Origin of the sequence: Pseudoneobacillus rhizosphaerae (assembly GCF_917563885.1) — a bacterium.
Lineage (GTDB): Bacteria > Bacillota > Bacilli > Bacillales > Cytobacillaceae > Pseudoneobacillus > Pseudoneobacillus rhizosphaerae.
Genome location: NZ_CAKJTG010000004.1, coordinates 92,663 through 114,627, shown reverse-complemented (window position 1 = coordinate 114,627; position 21,965 = coordinate 92,663). Strand labels below are relative to the sequence as shown.

The 21,965-nt window shown below is 35.9% G+C and carries 22 protein-coding genes and 1 pseudogene; 17 read left to right on the top strand and 6 right to left on the bottom strand.

Features of this window, described 5'->3' with window-relative positions:
• The first annotated feature begins 12 nt into the window (after positions 1 to 12).
• The 5 genes and pseudogenes from nikC (at position 13) to LRP83_RS04230 (ending at position 4,069) form a co-directional block, all read left to right on the top strand.
• Entirely contained in the window at positions 13 to 915 is a 903-nt protein-coding gene (gene nikC / locus LRP83_RS04250) for a nickel transporter permease (protein WP_230495435.1), read from the top strand.
• Positions 916 to 1,058: 143 nt separating this feature from the next.
• Complete coding sequence (locus LRP83_RS04245) at positions 1,059 to 1,226, top strand: hypothetical protein (protein WP_230495434.1); 168 nt, start codon at positions 1,059 to 1,061, stop codon at positions 1,224 to 1,226.
• A 15-nt stretch (positions 1,227 to 1,241) separates the two neighbouring features.
• Positions 1,242 to 1,577, top strand: a pseudogene (locus tag LRP83_RS04240) (redoxin domain-containing protein); the annotation flags it as partial.
• 508 nt (positions 1,578 to 2,085) lie between these two features.
• Positions 2,086 to 3,546, top strand: a complete 1,461-nt coding sequence (locus tag LRP83_RS04235) for a PAS domain-containing sensor histidine kinase (protein ID WP_230495432.1) — start codon at positions 2,086 to 2,088, stop codon at positions 3,544 to 3,546.
• A 223-nt stretch (positions 3,547 to 3,769) separates the two neighbouring features.
• Entirely contained in the window at positions 3,770 to 4,069 is a 300-nt protein-coding gene (locus tag LRP83_RS04230) for a DUF4257 domain-containing protein (protein WP_230495564.1), read from the top strand.
• Between the two features lie 135 nt (positions 4,070 to 4,204).
• On the opposite strand, the gene LRP83_RS04225 is transcribed toward LRP83_RS04230, so the two are convergent.
• On the bottom strand, positions 4,205 to 4,726 hold the full coding sequence (locus LRP83_RS04225) for a ribonuclease H-like YkuK family protein (protein WP_230495431.1): 522 nt from the start codon (positions 4,724 to 4,726) through the stop codon (positions 4,205 to 4,207).
• A 232-nt stretch (positions 4,727 to 4,958) separates the two neighbouring features.
• Between LRP83_RS04225 and ybaK the strand changes: the two genes are divergently transcribed.
• Together ybaK and LRP83_RS23200 are read left to right on the top strand one after the other, a co-directional pair.
• On the top strand, positions 4,959 to 5,441 hold the full coding sequence (gene ybaK, locus LRP83_RS04220; RefSeq protein WP_230495430.1) for a Cys-tRNA(Pro) deacylase: 483 nt from the start codon (positions 4,959 to 4,961) through the stop codon (positions 5,439 to 5,441).
• Between the two features lie 399 nt (positions 5,442 to 5,840).
• A complete protein-coding gene (locus tag LRP83_RS23200) occupies positions 5,841 to 6,755 on the top strand; it encodes a hypothetical protein (RefSeq protein ID WP_230495429.1) in 915 nt (304 codons plus the stop codon).
• A gap of 254 nt (positions 6,756 to 7,009) precedes the next feature.
• On the opposite strand, the gene LRP83_RS04210 is transcribed toward LRP83_RS23200, so the two are convergent.
• Positions 7,010 to 8,809, bottom strand: coding sequence for a M3 family oligoendopeptidase (locus LRP83_RS04210; RefSeq protein WP_230495428.1), 1,800 nt, complete (start codon positions 8,807 to 8,809; stop codon positions 7,010 to 7,012).
• 250 nt (positions 8,810 to 9,059) lie between these two features.
• Here LRP83_RS04210 and LRP83_RS04205 point away from each other — a divergent pair, with 250 nt between their 5' ends.
• From LRP83_RS04205 to LRP83_RS04185, 5 genes are all read left to right on the top strand, one after another.
• Positions 9,060 to 10,082 carry an asparaginase gene (locus LRP83_RS04205; RefSeq protein WP_230495427.1) on the top strand — a complete coding sequence of 341 codons (1,023 nt, stop codon included), beginning with the start codon at positions 9,060 to 9,062 and terminating at the stop codon, positions 10,080 to 10,082.
• 69 nt (positions 10,083 to 10,151) lie between these two features.
• On the top strand, positions 10,152 to 11,090 hold the full coding sequence (locus tag LRP83_RS04200; RefSeq protein ID WP_230495426.1) for a serine hydrolase domain-containing protein: 939 nt from the start codon (positions 10,152 to 10,154) through the stop codon (positions 11,088 to 11,090).
• 98 nt (positions 11,091 to 11,188) lie between these two features.
• Positions 11,189 to 12,073 carry a proline iminopeptidase-family hydrolase gene (locus tag LRP83_RS04195; protein WP_230495425.1) on the top strand — a complete coding sequence of 295 codons (885 nt, stop codon included), beginning with the start codon at positions 11,189 to 11,191 and terminating at the stop codon, positions 12,071 to 12,073.
• 118 nt (positions 12,074 to 12,191) lie between these two features.
• Positions 12,192 to 12,653: a DUF2243 domain-containing protein gene (locus LRP83_RS04190; RefSeq protein WP_230495424.1), complete on the top strand. Its 462-nt coding sequence runs from the start codon at positions 12,192 to 12,194 to the stop codon at positions 12,651 to 12,653.
• A gap of 285 nt (positions 12,654 to 12,938) precedes the next feature.
• Positions 12,939 to 13,223, top strand: coding sequence for a hypothetical protein (locus LRP83_RS04185; RefSeq protein ID WP_230495423.1), 285 nt, complete (start codon positions 12,939 to 12,941; stop codon positions 13,221 to 13,223).
• Between the two features lie 40 nt (positions 13,224 to 13,263).
• Here LRP83_RS04185 and LRP83_RS04180 read toward each other — a convergent pair whose 3' ends face one another.
• From LRP83_RS04180 to LRP83_RS04170, 3 genes are all read right to left on the bottom strand, one after another.
• Positions 13,264 to 13,428 (bottom strand): hypothetical protein, encoded by a 165-nt coding sequence (locus LRP83_RS04180; protein ID WP_230495422.1) that lies wholly within the window; start codon positions 13,426 to 13,428, stop codon positions 13,264 to 13,266.
• Positions 13,429 to 14,096: 668 nt separating this feature from the next.
• Positions 14,097 to 16,049 carry a lipoteichoic acid synthase gene (gene ltaS / locus LRP83_RS04175; protein WP_230495421.1) on the bottom strand — a complete coding sequence of 651 codons (1,953 nt, stop codon included), beginning with the start codon at positions 16,047 to 16,049 and terminating at the stop codon, positions 14,097 to 14,099.
• Between the two features lie 293 nt (positions 16,050 to 16,342).
• On the bottom strand, positions 16,343 to 17,344 hold the full coding sequence (locus LRP83_RS04170) for a phosphotransferase enzyme family protein (RefSeq protein ID WP_230495420.1): 1,002 nt from the start codon (positions 17,342 to 17,344) through the stop codon (positions 16,343 to 16,345).
• 199 nt (positions 17,345 to 17,543) lie between these two features.
• Between LRP83_RS04170 and LRP83_RS04165 the strand changes: the two genes are divergently transcribed.
• From LRP83_RS04165 to LRP83_RS04155, 3 genes are all read left to right on the top strand, one after another.
• Positions 17,544 to 18,629, top strand: coding sequence for a threonine aldolase family protein (locus LRP83_RS04165; protein WP_230495419.1), 1,086 nt, complete (start codon positions 17,544 to 17,546; stop codon positions 18,627 to 18,629).
• Positions 18,630 to 18,656: 27 nt separating this feature from the next.
• Complete coding sequence (locus LRP83_RS04160; protein WP_230495418.1) at positions 18,657 to 19,121, top strand: DinB family protein; 465 nt, start codon at positions 18,657 to 18,659, stop codon at positions 19,119 to 19,121.
• A gap of 95 nt (positions 19,122 to 19,216) precedes the next feature.
• On the top strand, positions 19,217 to 19,498 hold the full coding sequence (locus tag LRP83_RS04155; protein WP_230495417.1) for a hypothetical protein: 282 nt from the start codon (positions 19,217 to 19,219) through the stop codon (positions 19,496 to 19,498).
• 59 nt (positions 19,499 to 19,557) lie between these two features.
• On the opposite strand, the gene LRP83_RS04150 is transcribed toward LRP83_RS04155, so the two are convergent.
• Positions 19,558 to 20,184: a nitroreductase family protein gene (locus LRP83_RS04150; RefSeq protein ID WP_230495416.1), complete on the bottom strand. Its 627-nt coding sequence runs from the start codon at positions 20,182 to 20,184 to the stop codon at positions 19,558 to 19,560.
• 203 nt (positions 20,185 to 20,387) lie between these two features.
• Between LRP83_RS04150 and LRP83_RS04145 the strand changes: the two genes are divergently transcribed.
• Entirely contained in the window at positions 20,388 to 20,705 is a 318-nt protein-coding gene (locus LRP83_RS04145) for a hypothetical protein (protein ID WP_230495415.1), read from the top strand.
• 177 nt (positions 20,706 to 20,882) lie between these two features.
• Positions 20,883 to 21,914, top strand: a complete 1,032-nt coding sequence (locus LRP83_RS04140; RefSeq protein WP_230495414.1) for a glutathione S-transferase family protein — start codon at positions 20,883 to 20,885, stop codon at positions 21,912 to 21,914.
• Positions 21,915 to 21,965: the final 51 nt, after the last annotated feature.

Sequence of the window (21,965 nt, the reverse complement as noted above, 5' to 3'; positions counted from 1 at the left end):
GAGGGATTTAGAGTGGCTCAACTTGCAAAAAAAACGACAAATATAAAAGTAGTTCCTGTTGAAGAAGAAAAGCTAGTTCCTCCTTGGAAAGAAGCATGGCTGGCTTTTTGTAAAAATAGACTTGCATTGATAGGATTAGGAATTGTCATCTTTTTTATTATTATAGCTTTCCTCGCACCAATTATTGCTCCATATGATTATAAAGCACAAAAATTAGTCGACCGATTTCAAGCACCTTCCAGTCAGCATTGGTTTGGCACAGATGACTTCGGTAGAGATATCTTTTCCCGTGTCCTTTTTGGGGCGAGAATTTCCTTATGGGTTGGATTCTTTTCTGTACTAGGGTCGGTTGTTTTTGGTACAGCACTTGGGATAATTGCCGGTTACTATGGCCGTTGGGTCGATGCGATTATTTCGCGAATTTTCGATATCATGCTAGCTTTTCCTAGTATATTATTAGCAATTGCTGTTGTGGCAATTCTTGGACCATCTTTACAAAACGCACTAATAGCTATTGCTGTTATTAATATTCCAAACTTTGGACGTTTAGTTCGGTCAAAGGTACTAAGTGTTAAGCAAGAGGAGTATATTATGGCAGCGCGGGCGGTTGGTATGAGAGATTCGCGGATTCTATTCCGTCATATTTTACCGAATAGTATTTCGCCAGTCATTGTCCAAGCAACTTTAGCGATTGCAACTGCGATTATTGAAGCAGCAGCACTTGGATTTCTTGGAATGGGAGCACAGCCGCCGACACCTGAATGGGGCAAAATGCTTGCCGATTCGAAGAACTATATCATGCAGGCACCTTGGACTTTATTTTTTCCAGGGATGGCAATCATGTTAACAGTACTGGGCTTCAATTTAATGGGAGACGGGTTGCGGGATGTCCTTGATCCAAAAATGAAACAATAAAAGAGACTCCATTGAGGGTCTCTTATTTTTTGATGCTATTAGTTTTGGAAAAACGGGGGAATGGAGTAATCAAGGCTAATGATTTGTATTGCAAAAGTTTTTCCTATAAAATTTTGTATACAAAAGAAATAAAGGAGCTTTATATGAAATTAAAAATATTTTTATTGTTACTCATTTCTGTACTTTTTTTATCTGCCTGTGGAGACAAGAAGTTAAATGACTCCATTACTTTGTTAAACCAAGACAAAGAAGAGATTTCCTTTCCATTAGAAAAACCAACTTTATTCTTTTTTATCACCTCTTACACCTGAGGACTTTGCCAACAGCAACTAGTTCAGTTGCATGAGAATTTGAAAGAGCTAGAAGGATTGGATGTGGAGATGTTCATCATTAGTAAGGACACACCTGAGCATCAGCTTGAGCTCCACAATGCACTTAAGGAAATGTTCGGATATAGCCTTAATTTAGTTTCTGACCCAGAATTAGAATTGGTTGACCATTTAGGTATGAAAAATGGCGATTCGGCTTTTAGAGGCTATGCATTAATGGACAAAGATGGCAAAGTCATCTTTAAAACGGCTAATGACCATTGGGGAGAAGAAATCTCGAAAACAGTTAATGAGATTAAGGAAGAATATAATAAGTTAAAAGAATCTAATTAGAAATGAAGCAGGACCAAATGTGGTTCCTGCTTTTATTTAGGCTCTTTTCGTAAACATTGTTGCTAATGCATTTAAAATAACAGACAAAATCATAGATTAGCACAAAAAAACTTGAAACAATGACGAAAAGATGCCCCGAAGCCTTAATAAATACGGGTTTAAACTTAGTTCGAAAAGCAACAATCTTTGCGAAAACAGCCTTTATTTATTTTGAACAATAGTGACTTATCCACAAAATCCATAGTTCTTTAATTTCATATTTGGAGTAGTTATCTACAATTCAAAAGTGTTTATCTACAATTGTGTATAAACTTTGCATTGTCCACAGTCAAAAGAGGATTTTTTTTTTTTTTACAAGTTATCCCCATAAAATTAAGCCAATTCTAGTAAAGGAAAATACTTATCAACAATCTATTTAGTTACCTCCTATCGATTTCTCTTTTTATTTAACTAATTATTCTGTAAAATGAAGATATTATTATTATGAAGTGGTTTGGAGCGGAGCGATATGGCAAATGAATTCCCTATTTTTAAATATGAAACATCTGAGGAACTAATTAATCCCGATGGTTTACTAGATTTATTTCTTAATTGTTCAGCTGACGGATTTGCCATTGTTGATATGAAGAATCGTTTTATTAGAGTGAACCCTATGTATACTCAAATCTTTGGCTTTACTGAGGAAGATGTACTCGGAAAAAACATTAGAGAATTTCCCAATCCAGACTCCGTATACGGAATCATTGATTCAGTTCAAAGAGGACAAGTGTTTTCCAATTTAAATACACAGCGTACTCATAAGAATGGAACCGTGCTTGATATCGCTGTTTCCTACTCACCGTTAAGAAATATTGAAGGAGAAATTATAGCTGTCATCGCTATTTTCCGTGATATAACTGAAAAGGTGAATTTGGAACGTGAATTAAAGAAAATAAGGGAGTTATACAATTTAATTACTGAAAATACGACAGATATGATAAAAGTTTTTAAAAAAGACTTCACGATTATATATGCTTCTCCATCCTACGAAAAACTTACAGGGAGGTCAACAAAAGAAATTGTTGGGCAAAAAATTACGGATTTTGTCTTTCCTGATGAAGTGGAGCCCTTAACTGAAATGTTTCAGAAGCTATTAGCTACAGGGGAACCACAGCTGGTACAAAAAAGGATGATGACTGCTACTAACGAAGTGATATACGCAGAATATAATATTTCTCCTATCTATAATGATCAAAAGGAAATAGAATCGTTTGTCATTGTGGGAAGAAATGTTACCGACAGATTGAAAAATGATGCGGCCCTTCGTAATCTAGATCGACTTTCAATTATTGGCCAATTAGCTGCTGGGGTTGCACATGAAATACGCAATCCTTTAACATCGTTAAAGGGATTCTCAAAGTTATTGAAAAGAAGTAATAATAGAGAGGCGGAAGAAAACTATTTATCTATAATTATGGAAGAGCTTGATCGTATTGACATGATTGTAAATGAATTTATGTCCTTGGCCAAACCACAGGCCATTCAATTTGAGCGAGAAAATTTAATATCGATTTTAGATAGTACGGTGAAAATTCTCCATCCTCAGGCATTAATGTATAATGTTCAAATCCAGTACGAATATCTAGATGGTGATATCCCGATACTCTGTAATCCAAATCAGTTAAAACAAGTTTTTGTAAACTTTATTAAAAATGCAATTGAGTCCATGCCTAAAGGTGGCCTTGTTCATATTGCTGTTGTCAAGCTGAAAAAGAACAGAGTGTTGATTACCTTTGCAGACAAAGGAGTGGGAATTGGGGAGGAAATGATGCATTATCTTGGAACCCCCTTCTACACAACAAAGGACAAAGGAATTGGGCTTGGCCTAACGGTTAGTAACAAAATTATTTTAGAGCATAATGGGACAATGAAAATTGATAGTCAGATTGGTAAAGGAACAACTGTGAGTGTGGAGTTAGAATGTATGTAATAAAAAGAATGAGAAACCTCCTTTCTTAAACAAGAATGGAGGTTTCTCTTTTACTATTAGTCCATCCGAAATAGTCATCTTATCCTATACAATAAACGGAAAATTCGGTATATTTATTCATTCTAATTTATATTAATATCTATATAATGGAAGTACACCAAGATTTTACCTAAGGTCGCCGTATTAAAAAATCTCGGCTTTAGGAGTGTGAAGTCACTTGTTGATGAATATTGTCTTCGCTTTGTTGATTGGTGGATTGGTTGGCGTTGTTGGACATGTAAGGAAAAAGGGGAAGATCATCAAACCTAGAAAAACCAAAAAGTTTATTTATTTGGGATTTCTTGAAGAGGTTTTGATGGGAGCATTAACAGCGGTTGTGCTTGTCATTTCCGCTGACACCGATTCTTTATTTAGAGTGGTTTTCATTTCTATTTTGGCGGGTATCGGTGGGGACGCTTTTTTGAAGGGTTTAGAGATTTTTCGGAAAGTACCGGATCCGGAAGAAAAGACGAATCAAAATTAGTGGAGAGAATCCCCTTTGGAAGGGGATTTTTACGTTTAATCAAACGTTTGATTGAAATCGGTTTAAGCCTTGGTACTTAAGGTTACTATCCTATTTTCCTTAAGGAAATCACGGAGGTATGATACTGGAATTGAATTATCTTGTATAACGATTTGCGTAGCTTGAAGCAACAAAAGCATTTGGCTTTATTTTTGGTTCCACCCCAATTGACTCCATTCTTGAAACCATCTCATTCACAAAGACACTTGTTTTATTACGCTTTCCTAATCCAATATCGATATGCCCTTCCATTGTAAAGGTTGCACCTTGGTAAAGATATGGCAAGATGATTTCAATTAATTGTGTCTTCCTTTCTTCCGAAAACAATGACACGATTTCCTCAGTTAATGATAATTCAAGAGAAATTCGTTCATGTAGATGCAGAATCTTTCGAGGAATAATTATCTTTCTAATACATGCCCAAACTCCTTTTCCTTCACATTGAATGACCACTCCAGTGATAAAAACTGTTTGTTTCCGATGAACCTGTGAATCTGTTCCTACCATGAGTCGAAAGTTACCACCCGGATTTATCTTCATAAACTTTTTTATCTTTTCAAAAACCTGATCAAAGGACATGTTATCTTCTTGGAGGTTTTGAAAGGAATAGTTATCCATATAATTGCACCAACTTTCTATTAACTTGTTAAACTATTCTATGGAAAGTTGTTTACTATCGTGCCTTGCGATGTAGAGAGATGGAAGTTTATCTAAATTAAGGCTGTTTGCGGAAAATATGATGTTTTTAAATCAAGACTTTACGGTTTTGGGGCATCCCTTTTTGACTTCCTATGCTTTTCGATTCCATATATAATGGAAAATATAAACAAGGAAAAAGGGGCAATGAATCGTGGCACAGGGGAAAACAAACGCGATGCGGATTTTAGATTCAAATCATATTTCTTATCAATTAATGACTTATGATAATAAAGATGGAAAAATTGATGGAGTTTCTGTCGCTCTTAAATTAAACAAGGATCCTCGAATTGTTTATAAAACACTCGTAGCACAGGGGAGTAGCAAGGACCTTTATGTCTTCATTATTCCAGTAGAGGCAGAGCTTGATTTGAAAAAAGCAGCCAAAGCAGCAGGTGAAAAGAAGATTGAAATGATTCCGGTTAAGGATATTCAAAAGTGGACTGGTTATATTAGGGGTGGTTGTTCACCTGTAGGGATGAAGAAGCATTACACTACATTTATTGACGATAGTGCAAAGGAACATGAAACCGTTGTAGTGAGTGGCGGGAAAATTGGAATTCAACTGGAGTTGTCGGTTCCAGGTCTTCTAGCAGCGACAAAAGCATCTATCGTGGAAATTAAAAGGGATGAGTAATGCAATGTCCTCACTTGTTAGTGCCATTGTGTTCTCCAATTTTCTTAATTGTATATTCGTTTAAAGAGATAATAAGGAACTTGCCTAATATGGTAAGTTCCCCTTTTGTTTAAGGCTGATTTCGTAAAGATTGTTGTTTTTTGTATGATAACAATCTGATTCGGACACCATTCCCCTTCGAATGAGTCAACCTATCTAAAGTTCTCCTATAAAATGTACAATTTAGTAAAGAGCACAACAAAGCTCAAGATTAGGATTTTTCTAATTGCTTATCATATACTGCGTTTTGGATAGCCTGTTTATAAAAAGTTTTTTCTTCTAAACGAATGTCTGATTCCATATTTGTTATCCTTAAATATAAATATAAGATAAAACCTTTTAATAATGGAGTTGAAAAATATGTCTCAGAAGGAAGAAGACAAGCTTAAGGATAGCGACAAAACTAAGGGAAAGAGTAAGGATAAAGTAAAAGACAAAGTAAAAGACAAAAATAAGGACAAAGCTAAGGATAAGGAAATAGAAAAGGTAAAAGAAAAGGTAAAAGAAAAGGAAAAGGACAAAGGGGAAGAGAAGGACAAAGTTCATGATAGTTTAGAGGCAAGTGTTGCTGATGATATTAATGTTCCTAATGAAAATAAAGTTACTGATGTTCCAGAAGTTATTGAAGTTACCGAAATTACCGAAGTTACCGAAGTACTTGATGTTCCAGAAATTAATGTCGCACAAGGACCTCAAGGTGCTCCAGGGCCACAAGGACCAGCAGGACCTCCAGGACCTCAAGGGATACAAGGAATACAAGGGCCACAAGGTGATCCAGGACCACAAGGAATACAAGGACTACAAGGTGCTCCAGGAGTTAAAGGTGATCCAGGGCCACCAGGACCTCAAGGGATACAGGGAATTCAAGGTGAAACTGGGGAATCAGCAGTATTAGGTTACGGTTCACTAAGTGGATTTTCAAATCAACCTTTAATATATGGTGGAAATGTAATATTTGATGAATCAGGACCTGTATTAAACACTGTTCCAATGGGTAACACTCAAATTAAGGTATTAAATAGTGGTGTGTATGAAATAAATGCTCATATTTTTCTAGAAGGACAATTAGGATCATCAGGTGTTTTTAACATTTTAAGAAATGGAGCAAGTATTAATTCAACCAGTTTTGGCAGTGTTCTTTTAGCACAAGGTTCATTTAGTGTAGTTCATCATATATCATTAAATGCAGACGATATAATATCTTTAGGGATTACCTCAGTAGGAGGGGCCATTTATTATAGAAATCGTAATTTAACCATTAAACGTCTTTCTTAAAAACGAAAATGGTGTTTTTGTGAATGTTGCTGTGATGTATATAGCTAGTTGGACAAGCATTGTTTAGTTACGATATTCGATTAGAGGAAGAAGAGGGACTTACACTAAGTGATAGGTCTATTTTAATAAAAAAATATAAAAAAGAGCCTGGCCATAATAAGAGTTTTATTAGTGGCAGGCCTTTATTTTTTTATCAAGTTTCTATACTTACAGATTGGTATAGCATCTTAATCGGTTTTAATCCAATTTATGAATCAACCCATTGAAGTTAGTCGAATAAATTCCTCAGCATCCTTAACGGATAAGGCAATTCCTTTTTCCCAGAATGCTTCTTTGGTAATATCTTCACCTAGATGTTTCATTGCTAAGTCTTCTGCTGACATAATGGCTGTATCGCGTAATAAAGCCATATATTTTTCTTCAAAGCCTTGGCCTTCTTCTAATGCTTTTGCATAAATGCTTAATGAGAACAAATATCCAAACGTATATGGGAAGTTATAGAAAGGTGTGTACGTTATATAAAAATGTAAAGTATTGGCCCAAGAATGTGGATCTGTTGTTTCAAGTGCACCACAATAAGCTTCTTGTTGAGCTTGTTCCATCAGTTCGTTAAGACGCTCCGCTGAAACCATTCCATTTTTTCGTTCCTCATAGAAACGAGTTTCAAATAAGAAGCGGAAATGAATACCCATGAAAAACATCATACTACGCTTAACTTTTTCTTCTAGTAAGTAGATTTTTTCTTCATCTGATGTTGTTTCTTTTACAGCAGCATCGAAAACAATCATTTCAGCAAATGTAGAGGCTGTTTCTGCTACATTCATGGCATATTGCCGATTTAATCCATGTACTGGTTTTAATGCATAAGAATGGAAGGCATGTCCTAATTCATGGGCAAGCGTGGCCATATTGCCGATTGTTCCACTATAAGTCATAAAAATTCTTGATTGCTCTGACATTGGTAGACTAGTACAGAATCCACCAACACGTTTATTTGGACGATCCTCTGCTTCAATCCAGCCTTCTTCAAAAGCCTTACGTGAGAAGCTTTCTAATTCTGGACCAAATTGACCGAAATGTTTCAGGATAAATTCAGCGGCATCTTGGTAAGAAATTTTCTGCGTGCTTTTGGATACTGGTGCATTCAAGTCATGATATTGTATTTTTTCTTTTCCAAGAAGTTGTGCCTTTTGATTTAAGTATTTTACAAATGGTTGCTTATGTTTACTAATCGCTCCCCACATCGCATCCAATGTCTCTTGTTTCATGCGGTTAATGGCAAGTGGCTCTTGAAGAACATTTTCCCATCCGCGTTTCTTGTATACTTGCAGACGGAACCCAGCAAGATGATTTAGGATTTTGGCAAACAGATCCTCTTTATCCGACCAAGCAGCTTCTAATGCGTCAAAAGCTTCTTTTCGTACCGATTCATCAGGATTCGAGCGAAGGTTATTAGCTTGTCCGACTGATAATTCTTTTTCTTCCCCATCTAAAGAAACTTTCACTTTCATTTCGCCAACAACGGAATTATAGAGATTGCCCCATGACTCATAGCCATCTGAAGTTAAAGCGGTGATTAAGCTTTCTTCTTTTTCAGATAGCTTTTGGTTTGCTTGAGTACGCCACTCGTTTAAGATAAATTCGAAACCGTTTAGAGCATCTGTTTCTAGGAGTCCCTGCCAAACGTTCTCGTCCGTTTTAGTTAAGTCCTTTTGAAATTTTTGCATAGCGGTTGAAAAACGGGCTGTAATCGTTGAGATTTCACCTTGAAGTAAGGAAGCTTTTTTGTCCTTCGTATTCTGTGCAAGCAAACAACTAATAAAGGATCGTGCTTGTCCGATTTGTGTACGAATTTCTCTGATATCTTCAATAATCTCCGCAATTTTTTGAGCATCTGATGAAGATTGTGGAATTTGAAATTGCTGAACCTTTTCTTCTAATCTAGTGATTTCTGGTGCTAACTGATCTAAATGTTCGCGTAATTGAGGTGATTCACTACCGCCTGGGAAAAATACATCCAAGTCCCAAACTTCTGGATAAATTACTTTTCTCATGATAAATTCCTCTTTTCTATTATTTCTAAAATTTCTGAAAATCAGTTATAGTATAGCACATTCCAAAGGTGTTTCGCCTGCCTAAGTATTCTGAAATCATTAAAAAAACTACCAACTTTATGCTCGAAATAAAAGTATTTTAAATCCACTAAAACCCAGAGTGAAATAGAGGAGAAATTACATCGGAAGTCGAAATAAATAAATGCGAAGATAATTACATAGTAGTATAGATAATAGGGAGCGATTTCATATGAGTGATGCTGTATTAGTTTATCGTGGAGAATATTTAGAAAGCACACATGATATTCATGTTGCTGTTGTGAATGCAGAAGGGGAATTATTGTATTCATATGGAAATGCTGACCGATTTACTTTTCCTCGTTCATCCATGAAGCCATTTCAAGCCGTTCAGTTAATTGAAACTGGAGCTGCAGATGCATTTCATTATTCAGCAAAAGATATTTCACTAAGCTGTGCTTCACATAGCGGGGAGCCATTCCACCGGAATACGGTTTTAGACATCCTATCAAGAGCGGGGTTAGAGGAGGAGCATCTTCAATGTGGTACTCATATCCCGAGAGATATGGAAAGCTATAGACAACTAATCCGTGAAGGAAAAGATTTAACGCCTGTATTTAGTAATTGCTCAGGGAAGCATTCTGGTATGCTTGCTTCTGCAGTGCATATGAATGAAGATGTAGATACTTATAGAGAAATCGGTCATCCGTTGCAACAACGTATTCTCGATGTGATTGAGGATGTGTGCAGTTTTCCAAAAGAGCAAATTCAAATTAGTGTAGATGGCTGTGGGGTACCGGTTCATGGGTTGCCTTTGCGAAATGCCGCGCTTGGATTCGCTAGATTAGCTAAACCTGACGTGTTTGCGGATGGAAAAAGAGCTCAAGTATTGGGGACTATTTGTAAATCGATGATTCAACATCCAGAGATGGTTGGTGGTACAAATCGTTTTGATACCGATTTAATGAGAGAATTTAATGGGCGCATCGTTGCTAAGGCTGGTGCAGAAGCTGTCCAGTGTTTAGCTGATACTGAAACAGGTATTGGTATTGCGATTAAAGTAGAAGACGGCAGTCCGCGTGCTACTAGCGTTGTAACGATGGAAGTGCTGCGACAACTAGGTATTGGAACGGAAGAAATCTTTGCAAAACTAGAAGAGTATGTTCATGCACCAGTACTTAATGCTCGAAATGATAAAATTGGGGTCATTAAGGCCAATTTTAAGCTAGAGAACATGGCGATTCAATTAGCTTAATTTAAATGGGGAATCCATAAATTGGGTTTCCTTTCTTATTTTAAAATTTTTAAGAATGCGTGGTTTTTTATGAGTGATTTGCATTTGGTAATTCAAAAACGGTTAAAGCAACTAGATAAAAAGTTTACAAGAGATAAGATTAATAGTTGCCTCGTGTATTATAAAGATACTCTCGTTTATGTGTATTATCGAAATAAAAAACTTAAGGAAAAGGTGCATAAAGTAAATTCTGTTACCAAAAGTGTTATGAGCATATTAATTGGTATTGCAATAGATAAAGGTTATATAAATGGAGTAAGCCAGTCAATTTCAGATTTTTTCCCTAATATGGAGGAATCTAAGAGAAGGATAACAATTGAGCATCTCCTTACTATGACACCTGGATTGGATTGGCCAGAGTTTTCTACCTGGGGTGGAAGACCGATGCCTATGATTAATAGTAAGGATTGGGTGAAGTTTATATCTGAAAGAAAAATGATTGAGGAACCGGGTGAAAATATGTATTACAATTCTGGTGCCTCGCATTTGTTAAGCGCCATTCTTCAAAAGGCTACTGGTCAAAAGGCAACGGAATTTGCAGAGAATTATTTATTTCATCCGTTGGGAATTAAAGAGTATGACTGGTACTCTGACTCAAAAGGAATTGTAATTGGTGGGTTTGGTTTATCACTTAAAGCGGAAGATATGCTGAAAATTGGGAAGTTCATGTTGCAAGGGGGATACTGGGAGAATAAAGCTATCCTAAGTAAATCATGGATAGAAACGTCAACGTCTCCTAAAATTGCTACAAATTATAAATTTGGTTTTTACGGATACCATTGGTGGGTCCTAGAGAATGAAAATAAAAAACAGCATACCTTCTATGCGATGGGATATGGTGGACAGTATATCATTATAGCCCCTGAATATGAGCTAATTACAGTATTTACAAGTGATAATTATGCCGATGCCATTCATCCATTAACTTATTTTAAAAGTGAAATTCTACAGGCCGTTAGAGGAGAATAAGTTAGTTGTTTTGTAATTCAATGTGTAAAATACATGTTTCTTGCATTGCTTTAAATTATTTAAATAATAGATAGATCTATAGATTGGAGAATCAAACTATGAGAATAGAAGAAGGCTTTATTAACGTAACAGGAGGAAAGGTATGGTATCGCAGGGTGATGGAGGAGGGGAACAATTTAACGCCATTATTAGTGTTACATGGGGGACCAGGAAGTTCATCTTTGCCTTTACATCGCTTAGATAAGCTGGCTGCTGGACGAGATGTCATTTATTATGATCAATTGGGTGCAGGTTTTTCAAAAGGGCCAACTGATCCAGCTTTATGGCAGTTGGACCGTTTTGTTGAGGAATTAGGCCAGGTAAGAGAAGGATTAGGATTAGAGGAAGTCAATATTCTTGGTCATTCGTGGGGGACAACCTTACTAGCTTCATTCCTATTAACAAAGCCAAATGGTGTAAAAAGTGCAATTTTCTCAAGTCCATGTTTAAGTGCTCCTCGTTGGGCAGAAGATGCAAGCAGATTGTTAAAACAATTGCCTGTAGATGTTCAAGAAATCATTAATCGTTGCGAAGAGGATGGTACTACTGATTCTGAGGAATACAAGGCAGCGATGGGTGAATTTGCTAAGAGATTTATTTGCAGAATTGAGGTTGACCCTGAAGAAAGAGCGAAGCAAAAGGAATTAGGTAATTTAGAAGTTTACAATACAATGTGGGGACCTTCAGAGTTTTGTGTTAAAGGTAATCTGAAAGAGTTTGATTGCACACCAAGATTACATGAAATTGAAACTCCTTCATTATTTCTTTGTGGAAGGTATGATGAAGCGACACCTGAATCGACTGAATATTTTAGCAGTCTCGTGCCTCATTCTGAATTGCATATTTTTGAAGAAAGCGCCCATTCCTGTTATCGTGAACAACCTGAGGAATATGTTCGTGTAGTTAATGAGTTTATTCAAAGAGTATCGAAAACTATTGATTAATTCTAGGAAACGTAGGGATTTGATAAATCTCTGCGTTTTTTTGTCTGAATATCTGTACAATTATTGCCTATAATGATTTAATGTTCAGAATTTATTTATAAATGAAGGAGTTTATTTCATGGGCTTAACAACCAAAAAGAGAATGCTTATGATTGGTAGTTTTGTATTGGGATTTGGTTTTGTAGGGGCAATGGATGGTGTCATTTTTCATCAATTATTACAATGGCATAGTGTCATTATGGATACGGATCGTCATGGACAAATTTTAAGTGATGGGATCTTCCATTTTGCTGTTACGATTACATTAGTAGTGGGAGGATTCCTTTTATGGTTGGCTGGAAATCCAACTGATCATTCAAAGGGGATACGATTGTTACTGGGTGGTTTTTTGTTCGGTGGGGGCATATTTAATGTTGTTGAAGGCATCACTAATCACCATCTCCTAAAAATTCATCGTGTTAAACCTGGTGATCCCAATGCTTTAGTGTATGACTTAATGTTTCTGGCTGTTGGCATCATTTTAATTATTGTCGGCCAAATGATAAAACGAGGCGCAAATTCAAATACAACTTCACTTTAAAATGGAGAGGGACTAGATGTATAGGATTGTTAGTTTTATATTCCTTTTTTCAATTGTATCTATAATGTTATATCTTCATAATCAGAACGGGCATTACCATTTCGATAACCGACAAGAGGTGCATGCACATAAACAAATTAGTACTCCAAATAGTATCATTTCTACCGTTAAAGAATTAGTTTTTAAGTAAAACAGCCCTTTTGGATAAAAGCCTTGCCCACTCCAAAATCCATTTCCTTGCATATGTAATAAGGAGGAAAGATTAGAGGAAAAGGAGGTAAGGCAGTGTACCCTTATTACCGTAACCATCATCAGGTCCAGGATAGTAGATTTATTGGTTTTGGATTGCCGTTTGTAGGAGGTTTATTAGGTGGCCTTCTAGGGTCGGCATTAGTAGCACGTCCATTCTTTGGTTATCCTGGTGGTTATCCGTGTGGCGGCTATCCATGTGCTGGCTATCCAGGTTACCCACCAGGTGGCTTTCAACCTGGAGGCTATCCTGGCCCAGGTTATCCAAACGTGGGCTACCCAGGAGTTGGCTATCCTGGCTATGGCTATCCAAGAAACTAAATAATTTCATGATAATGAGAAAAAGGTGATACTGGGTGTGTCACCTTTTTCTCATTTCCTCGTTGCGAGACTCAATATAATTAACATTATAATTAGGGTGTTGCGCTAGAAACTGATCTCTTGCATGTATTTGATTAGAAGCATCATAATTAGCAACACCTTTTGCACCAGTGCAATCATAATAAAAAACGGAATACAGCTGCATGAAAGTTACCTCCTTATAAAAGTATTAATTTGGAATGCATGATTTATTATAAAGTAACTCAATTAGGAAATAGTATTTCCTTTTAATTGGGTATTTATTTCACTTATAAGTACACACCACAAGTGAGTGTTTAATTGTCCGATAGAAGGTCTCTATCGGACAAAAGGGCATAAGAACAAGCTTGAATTGTCCAATAGAAGGTCTCTATCGGACAAAACACAATAAGAACAAGCTTGACCTGTCCGATAGAAGGCCTCTATTGGACAAAACGGCATAAGAACAAGCTTGAATTGTCCGATAGAAGGCCTCTATCGGACAAAACGCAATAAGAACAAGCTTGAATTGTCCAATAGAAGGTCTCTATCGGACAAAACGCAATAAGAACAAGCTTGACCTGTCCGATAGAAGGCCTCTATTGGACAAAACGGCATAAGAACAAGCTTGACCTGTCCGATAGAAGGCCTCTATTGGACAAAACGGCATAAGAACAAGCTTGACCTGTCCGATAGAAGAGTTAGTTTACCCAGCCATTATAAAAATATATTTCAATCAATCGTTTGATTAAATGCAGCCCAAGCCTTAATAGATAAGGATCAAAGGCTGTCAAGCCGAAAAACAAAAAGGCTGCACAAGAATAATTTCTTGTCGCAGCCTTTTATTTATGTTGTTCACTCATTTGCTACATTGTCTTGATTTTCAAAATAATGGTATTGAGTACGATCTACTGGAGTAAAGTTCCCAGGAGTATAGAAGCGTAATAAATCACCATTTACTACTTTATCAGATAATGATAATTTTTGCTCAACGCTTTTCTCGTATCTATTAGCCAGTTCAATTTGATCTTCAGCTAAATCTAAACCAGTACTTGAATCGAATAATTTACCATCAATTGATGTGATGGTCGAACTCACAAAGTCACCATTTCGGAAAGGAACTAAATCATCATGCTGTTCAGATAATAAGTCTGTTCCAAAATGAACATAATTCTTTGTCTCAGTACCTAGCAAGTGAAGAAGTGTAGGTAGAATATCCATTTGACCACCGTATTCGTGGTTTACTCCACCTTCCATACCTGGTACACGAATGAAGAATGGTACACGTTGTAAACCAGCGTTTTCAAAAGGTGTAATTTCTTTTCCAAGCACTTTTTCCATTGCTTTAGTATGATTTTCTGAAATACCATAATGATCACCGTACATAATAATAATAGAATTATCGTATAGTCCTGATTCCTTTAAATAAACGAAGAATTGTTCTAGTGCTTCGTCAGCATAACGGGCTGTTTGAAAGTATTGATCGACTGATTTATCACCTGTTGTATGAGGTGCAAGTGTTGCATCCTCTACATCAATTGGATATGGAAAGTGATGTGTAACAGTCAAAAATTTAGCGTAAAACGGTTGAGGTAATGTTTCCAATAAAGGAATCGATTCCTCAAAGAAAGGCTTATCCATTAAACCATATTCCGCAAGGTTTTCAGGATTCATTTGATAGTAGTTTGAATCAAAGAAATGGTTATATCCAAATGATTTGTAAATTTCATTTCGGTTCCAGAAGGTACCTGAATTTCCATGAAATACAGCTGATGTATAACCTTGTTGACCTAAAATCGCTGGAGCAGCTTGATACGTATTTAAACCTTTAGTTGTATAAGCTGAACCTTGAGGCAATCCATATAATGAATTCTCAAGCATGAATTCAGCGTCAGACGTTTTACCTTGTGCTGTTTGGTGGAAGAAATTATCAAAGTACATCGTATTCTTTTCATTTACTAATGAATTTAAGAATGGTGTGACTTCTTCACCGTGCAACTTGTAATTAATTAGGAAATTTTGCATGGATTCAAGATGTAAATAAATAACATTCTTACCTTTAGCAGCACCAAAGTAAGCTGGATTTGGCTCGGCATAGTTTGATTTTGTAAAGTTAATTACTTCAGTTATGTCGTTGCTATCTGCTAAAACGCGTTGCGCAGATGCTTTTGTACTTTGGACTGCATCATAAATTGTGTAATTATACATACCTAAATATTTTACAATATAATTTCGGTCAAAACCTCTTGTTAATAACTGTGGACGATCCGTTTCAGCTATCGCAAGATTTGCGCTTGAAATCGCAAGAGAAAATGAAAATAATGCAGCCACTTTCCAACGAGTCATGTCTTTCGTTTCGATTTTCACTTTACGGAAACCAAGTAAGGCGATTAACAGAATAAGATCAATGAAGAACAAGAAATCATATGGCTTGAATAAGGAAACTACACTACCACTTACATCACCGAAATTTTGGGTCTGTGTTAATGTTGGTAACGTAATAAAATCATTAAAGAAGCGGTAATATAAACTATTCGCATATAAAAGAAATGATAAAAGGAAATCAATGATTAATAACCAAATATATTTTCTACGTCCTTTTGATAACGATGCAACACCTAAAAATAAAAGGGAAGACCCCAATGGATTTATAAATAATAGGAATTTTTGTAAAGAATTTTCAATTCCTAAGTCAAATTGCGTTAACTGAACGATATATGTTTTCATCCAAAGAAAAAATACCGTCAATAAGAAAAAGCCAATATATTTATTCAAAATACCTTGACCTTTTTGAAATAAGTTATTCATATTTGATGCACCTACCTTCTAGCACATTATTATTACATAAATTTAATTAATTGCATATATGTGTTTTGTCCCAAATTTTCCTATCATCTATCTTAACTGTTAAATATGAACAAAACATGAACAAATTGAAAAAAATCTAATATGATTTAGGCGTTACCAAATATCTCCTGATTCAAACCATGACTAAAATATCATAACATGATTTTCCGTTCTAATCCATTTCCTAATTTTCACATGTAGTCGAAACCAAAGAAAAAAGCCAATCATATGTATATGCTTGGCTACAAAAAAAATTACTTTATCAAAGAATGCTCTTCAAATGAATCTCGATATCGTTCAATATACTGAAGTAGTTTTAACCTTAAATTAGAGAGCCAAGCAGGTTGGTCCGGAGTTTCTTGAACATCAACAGTCTGTAATAGTCGAGTAAATGACATAATTTTATGCAACCTTAAAAAATTGGATAGTTGCTCCAAAAGGCTAAAATCGAGATCAGTTTCATTCTGATAGCCCTTTAAGAATTCTTGGAAAAAGGGATTCTCCAAATCTACTTCTTTTTTGAATATATCTCTTAAAGCAAGAGCAATGTCTGCAACGTACCAATGATTCATACAATCATCAAAATCTAAAATACCAATGACCTCATTGTCCCATCGCTGGTTATCTAGTTCAAAATCAAAATGTATCAATCCAAAGTTACTCTCTGAAATGTTTAGTCCATCTGACCAAGTTATAAGTTGTTCTAATTCTCTTTGTGCAGCTGCCTCGTAAACAGGTAATTGTTGTTTTATTTCTATTAGTTGATCACTCCAACTTTTACGATTAAGTCGGTATTTTTCAGGCATGATTTTGAAAATAGAGTGGAGTTCTCCTAAAGAGCTTCCCCATTTAAAAAATTGCTCTAAGTCTAATTCCTCTGTTTCAAACTGTTTACCAGGTAGAGCTTCGAAAACAACCGCATAAAACGTCCCAATTTCTGTTTCAACCGTCTCTATATAATTATTATTTAACGATTTAACAGGTAATGCGACACGAATAGCCTTTTCGCGAAGATACTCAAGAACCACGATTTCACTTTCAATCGAAGAAAGTTCTTTTTCACTAGAATCGCTAAATCTTAAAAAATATGTTTTGTTATTTTTCTTAAAGATAAAGAGAAAGTTAGCGCTTGCACGGAAATAGTAAACAGAACCTTCATCGTAGCCCCAGTTTTCTAAAATTTGCTCCGCTAGTGGGCTTCGCCATTCACCATCTACCGTAGCAACCACTTTTACCATTGTACTTAGTTTCATCATAGATATATCCTCCAATCAAGCAGAAAATCACTCAAAATCTCTTCTTTAAAAACCACTTTTAGCAAACAAGGTCCCACTATGAAAAAATTCGTTTTTACTAGTAGAAATCCCTTTATTAGGAAAAAATCATTGTATTTTTCTAAAAAGAAGGGATATGAAAGCATTTTGTAAAATTATTAGATGGAGGAGCTGGTAAACTGTGGGGAAAAATCTTTTATTAAATGCTTTTAAAAAAACCACCTATCAATTAGCTGGACATGGAGTTAGAAATATTAACATTTTGAAAAAGGCATTGGAAGAAATTGATGATGAGCTGGAAAGTGATATTTACGGCAATGGAATGGTTATAGAAGATTTCGAAAAGAAAATGGCGGAGTATTTAGGGAAAGAGAGTGCGGTTTTTTTTCCAAGCGGTACGATGGCTCAACAAATCGCATTAAGAATATGGTGTGACCGAAAAGGGATAAAAAGAGTAGCGTATCATCCTTTGTGTCATCTTGAAATTCATGAAGAAGATGGTCTAAAGGAATTGCACCATATTGAAACCATTTTGTTAGCTGATAAAGATAAGGTGATTCAATTAGATGATGTTGTTCACTTGGAGGAGGAAGTATCCTGCTTATTGCTTGAGCTACCACAACGGGAAATTGGTGGACAGTTGCCGGAGTACAAAACACTAGAAGATATCTCGACTTACTGCCGGAAGAACGGTATCAAACTTCATTTAGATGGTGCAAGACTTTATGAAATACTTCCATATTATCAAAAAACTGCAGCTGAAATCTGTGAGCTATTTGATAGTGTATATATTTCTTTCTATAAAGGGATTGGTGGAGTGGCCGGGGCTATTTTAGCTGGTGAAAATATCTTTACAGAGGAATCAAAAGTATGGAAAAGACGCCATGGTGGGGATTTGATTAGTCTTTATCCGTATATCCTTAGTGCTGAATACTTTTTCAATCTACGAATAGCTAAAATGGAGCAGTATTTTAATGAAGCGAGAGAATTGGCTGAACTTTTTAACCAGTGCTATGCGATCTCGACAACTCCTAAACAACCAGTTTCAAACATGTTCCACGTTCATTTTGAGCTACAAAGAGAGAAGCTTGAACCTATTTTAGCTGAGATTTACGTAGCAACTGGAATTGGTATAACAAGTAATCTAAAAGAAACAAGTATGGATACGTGCTCTTTTGAGTTAAGTATTGGTGACCGTTATGAAAAAATACCAAAGGAAAATTTAAGGCAGTTATTTCAATTGCTAGATGAAAAATGCACAATTTGAAAAACCAACTAATTGGGGGATTGTTGGATGAAACAACGACATGAAGTATTATTTAATCAATTAGAAAGTTATCGAAGTGATATATTGCGAGCAGTAGAGAATGTGTCAAATGAGGAAGCAAAACTAGTTCCGAAGGGATTTAATAATAATATTCGTTGGAATTTAGGTCATATTTATCTGGACCAATATTTATGGATTGAGGCAGTGACGAAAGAAAAAGTAGGTGTCCCTGAACAATTTAATTCTTGGTTTGGGTATGGATCTTCTCCAAGGAATTTCACTGCTGAAACACCTTCAATTGAGGATTTAATAGCATTACTAAAGGATCAACCAAGAAAAATTAAAGAGGTTTATGGTAACAGATTAGATGAAGAATTTGCGCCTACTGAAATGGGTATGTATACAATTGAGCAGGTATTAATTCGAACTATTTTTCATGAGGGCATGCATCTTCAGTCGATTCTTGATTTGAAAAAATGCATGAATAAGTAATGATGACTGCTGAAGGTAGGTGTGAAAAGCGGTTGCGATGCGAAGAATACATAGTGAAAAAGTGCTAATACATTTGTCTGAAAAGAGTGACATTCATGACTTTCATATTTTTATGCTTAATAGCTGGTGGTTTAATTATCGAAGGTGTGCGTAAATATATCCTTAAAATCAAAGACCCTACCATTGAGGACATTTGGTTAGAACTTAATGAAGAGAAATGGTATCAAGAATTAATGAGGAATGAAAAAATAAAACCCTACCTATTAAAGTCTAAAGAAAATGGATTGTTAAGGGATCCTCACTATGTTCGAAATATTATTGATAAGGAAGGGCATAGAGATGGATTTATTAATTATATAAAAAAAATGGCGGAATAATGATAAAAAAGTGTCAGGGTGCATCCTGACACTTTTTTTCATTTGCTTAAGATTAAGCGTTAGATAAAACTAACAACTTCATTTAATGGAAGGCGGGTAGTCTGTCTACCTGGAGCCGCAGCTTTTCCAATTGCAATTAGCACGATTGGAAAATATCGATCTGAAACCTCGAATCGATCAATAAATTTCTGTTTATCGAAGCCGCCCATTGGTACAGTGTCATATCCTCTTGCTTTTGCGATCAACATCAGCTGCATCGAAACAAGACCAGCGTCATAGGTCGCAATTTGGGTTCTGTTTTCTACTGTAGCGGATGAGTATAACTTGATAGATCCTTCAATCATACGTGTCATTGTTGCCTCATCAATTAGCCCTGCTTCATAAGCACAACGCCCAACTTTTTCAGCATTGTTGTACATTTCTTTATCACCTAGAACAGCAATAACAGCTGACGACGTTTCAACTTGTTCCTGATTATTTGCAATTGTGCGAAGTTCTTTTTTAAAATTGGTGTCCTGAATCACAATAAATTTCCAAGGCTGAAGGTTACTAGACGAAGGAGCAAGAGTGGCTTCAGAAATCATTTCTGATAGTTCGTTTTTAGATATTTTATAATTTGGATCATATTTTCTAACTGAGTGGCGTTCACGGATAACGGTTGAGAGGCTTTGCTCCGTTAATAACATATTATTTTCCTCCGATAATCTTTTTTACTTACGAATAGTAAGCGTGAAGATAGCTTACTATTCGTAAATATATAGTGTCAACCAATTTGCCTTAAAGTGTTTCAGAAGAGGTTATAAGTTTGTTTGTAAAAATTGATAGTGAAAGTTATATTGGTATATATAGGTTTAAATTCAATGATTAGACGATATATTCCAATGATGAAATGAGGCTGTATTTGGAAATGACGATGGATAAGTTACAAAAATTGCACAATTCTGTACAAAAGTTAGAAACGGTTCTTCAAGAAGTATGGAGTCTCGCAGATGAAATTAGTGAAGATGACGAGTTTCGTGAACTTTTGAAAAAAGCAAAGCAGTATAAAGCAAAAAAACTAAATTCAGGAGAAAACTTGGACGATCTATGTGAAAAACTGGAAGAGTATCAGAACAGTTTGGAGCAAATCCCCGAGGATGGTACAGCAGCAGTTGATTTTGAGGATGCGATATCTGAATTAATCGAATGGATAGAAAAGGAAAAATAACTAAAAGATTAAACAGGGAATCTAAATTTCCAAGTGCATTTAATTTTAAAAGAGTAAAAAGTAGGCACTCCGAATTATTTTGGAGTGCTCTTTATATTGAAGTTTTTTTGCTTTTATAGGGGGATATTTGAAGAGAAAGTGGAATATCTAAATATATAGAAGGAAAGGGTGTATTGGATGTCTGTAAATGAACAGCTATCAAGTCAACAATGTAAAGTTGGGACCGTTAAAGAAATGAAGGTGGATGGGTCATTTAATCGTCAAAAAAATAGATTTATTACACCGTTTGGAACGAATGAAGGTGAGCTTCCGGTTGAGGCAGGAAGATATCGACTTTTATGGTCGGCAATCTGTCCGTGGGCCCATCGAGCTGTAATCGTTCGTAGCATACTTGGATTAGAAAAGGTCATCAGTTTAGGAACTGCAGGTCCAATGCGACCAAAGCTCCCTCATGTGGATTGGGAATTTTATTTAGATGAGAATAAAGTGGATCCAATATTAGGGATTAGGTATCTAAGTGAAATCTACAAGAAAACAGACCCAGAATACATGGGGCGGCCAACCGTACCAGTAATGGTGGATGTGAAGGAACAGAGGGTCGTGAATAATGATTATTTTAAACTAACAAACTACTTCGAAACGGTATGGTCACCATTTCATAGAGAAAATGCTCCAGATCTTTATCCGCAAATCTTAAGGGCTGAAATGGATGCATTAAATGACGTTATCTTCCATGATATAAATAACGGTGTCTATAAATGCGGCTTTGCTTTATCACAGGAAGCCTATGAACAGGCATATGACATCCTATTTGATAGATTAGATGAATTAGAGCAACGCCTTTCGGAAAGAAGATTCCTATTTGGAGATTTTATTACTGATTCAGATGTTCGTCTTTATTCCACATTAGTTCGATTTGATGTGGCCTATTACGCCGCCTTTAAGACAAATAGAAACCGTATCATTGATTTTCCTCATTTATGGGGCTACTTACGAGATTTATATCAAACACCTGGCTTCGGGAATACGACAGATTTTGATGCGATTAAGAGGCACTATCATCTATCGCACCATATCGCGAGTGATGATCAAAAGGGACATAATCAAATTTTACCAAAGGGTCCGGATCTATCAGGATTTCTTACTAAACATAATCGACAAGAACTGAGTAAAAAAGAAGAGAAATTTCTTATACAAAGGCTCAGTTAAAGTTTAATGTTGTTTTTATCAATATGGTTGGGGTTTGCGGACATTGGTTCC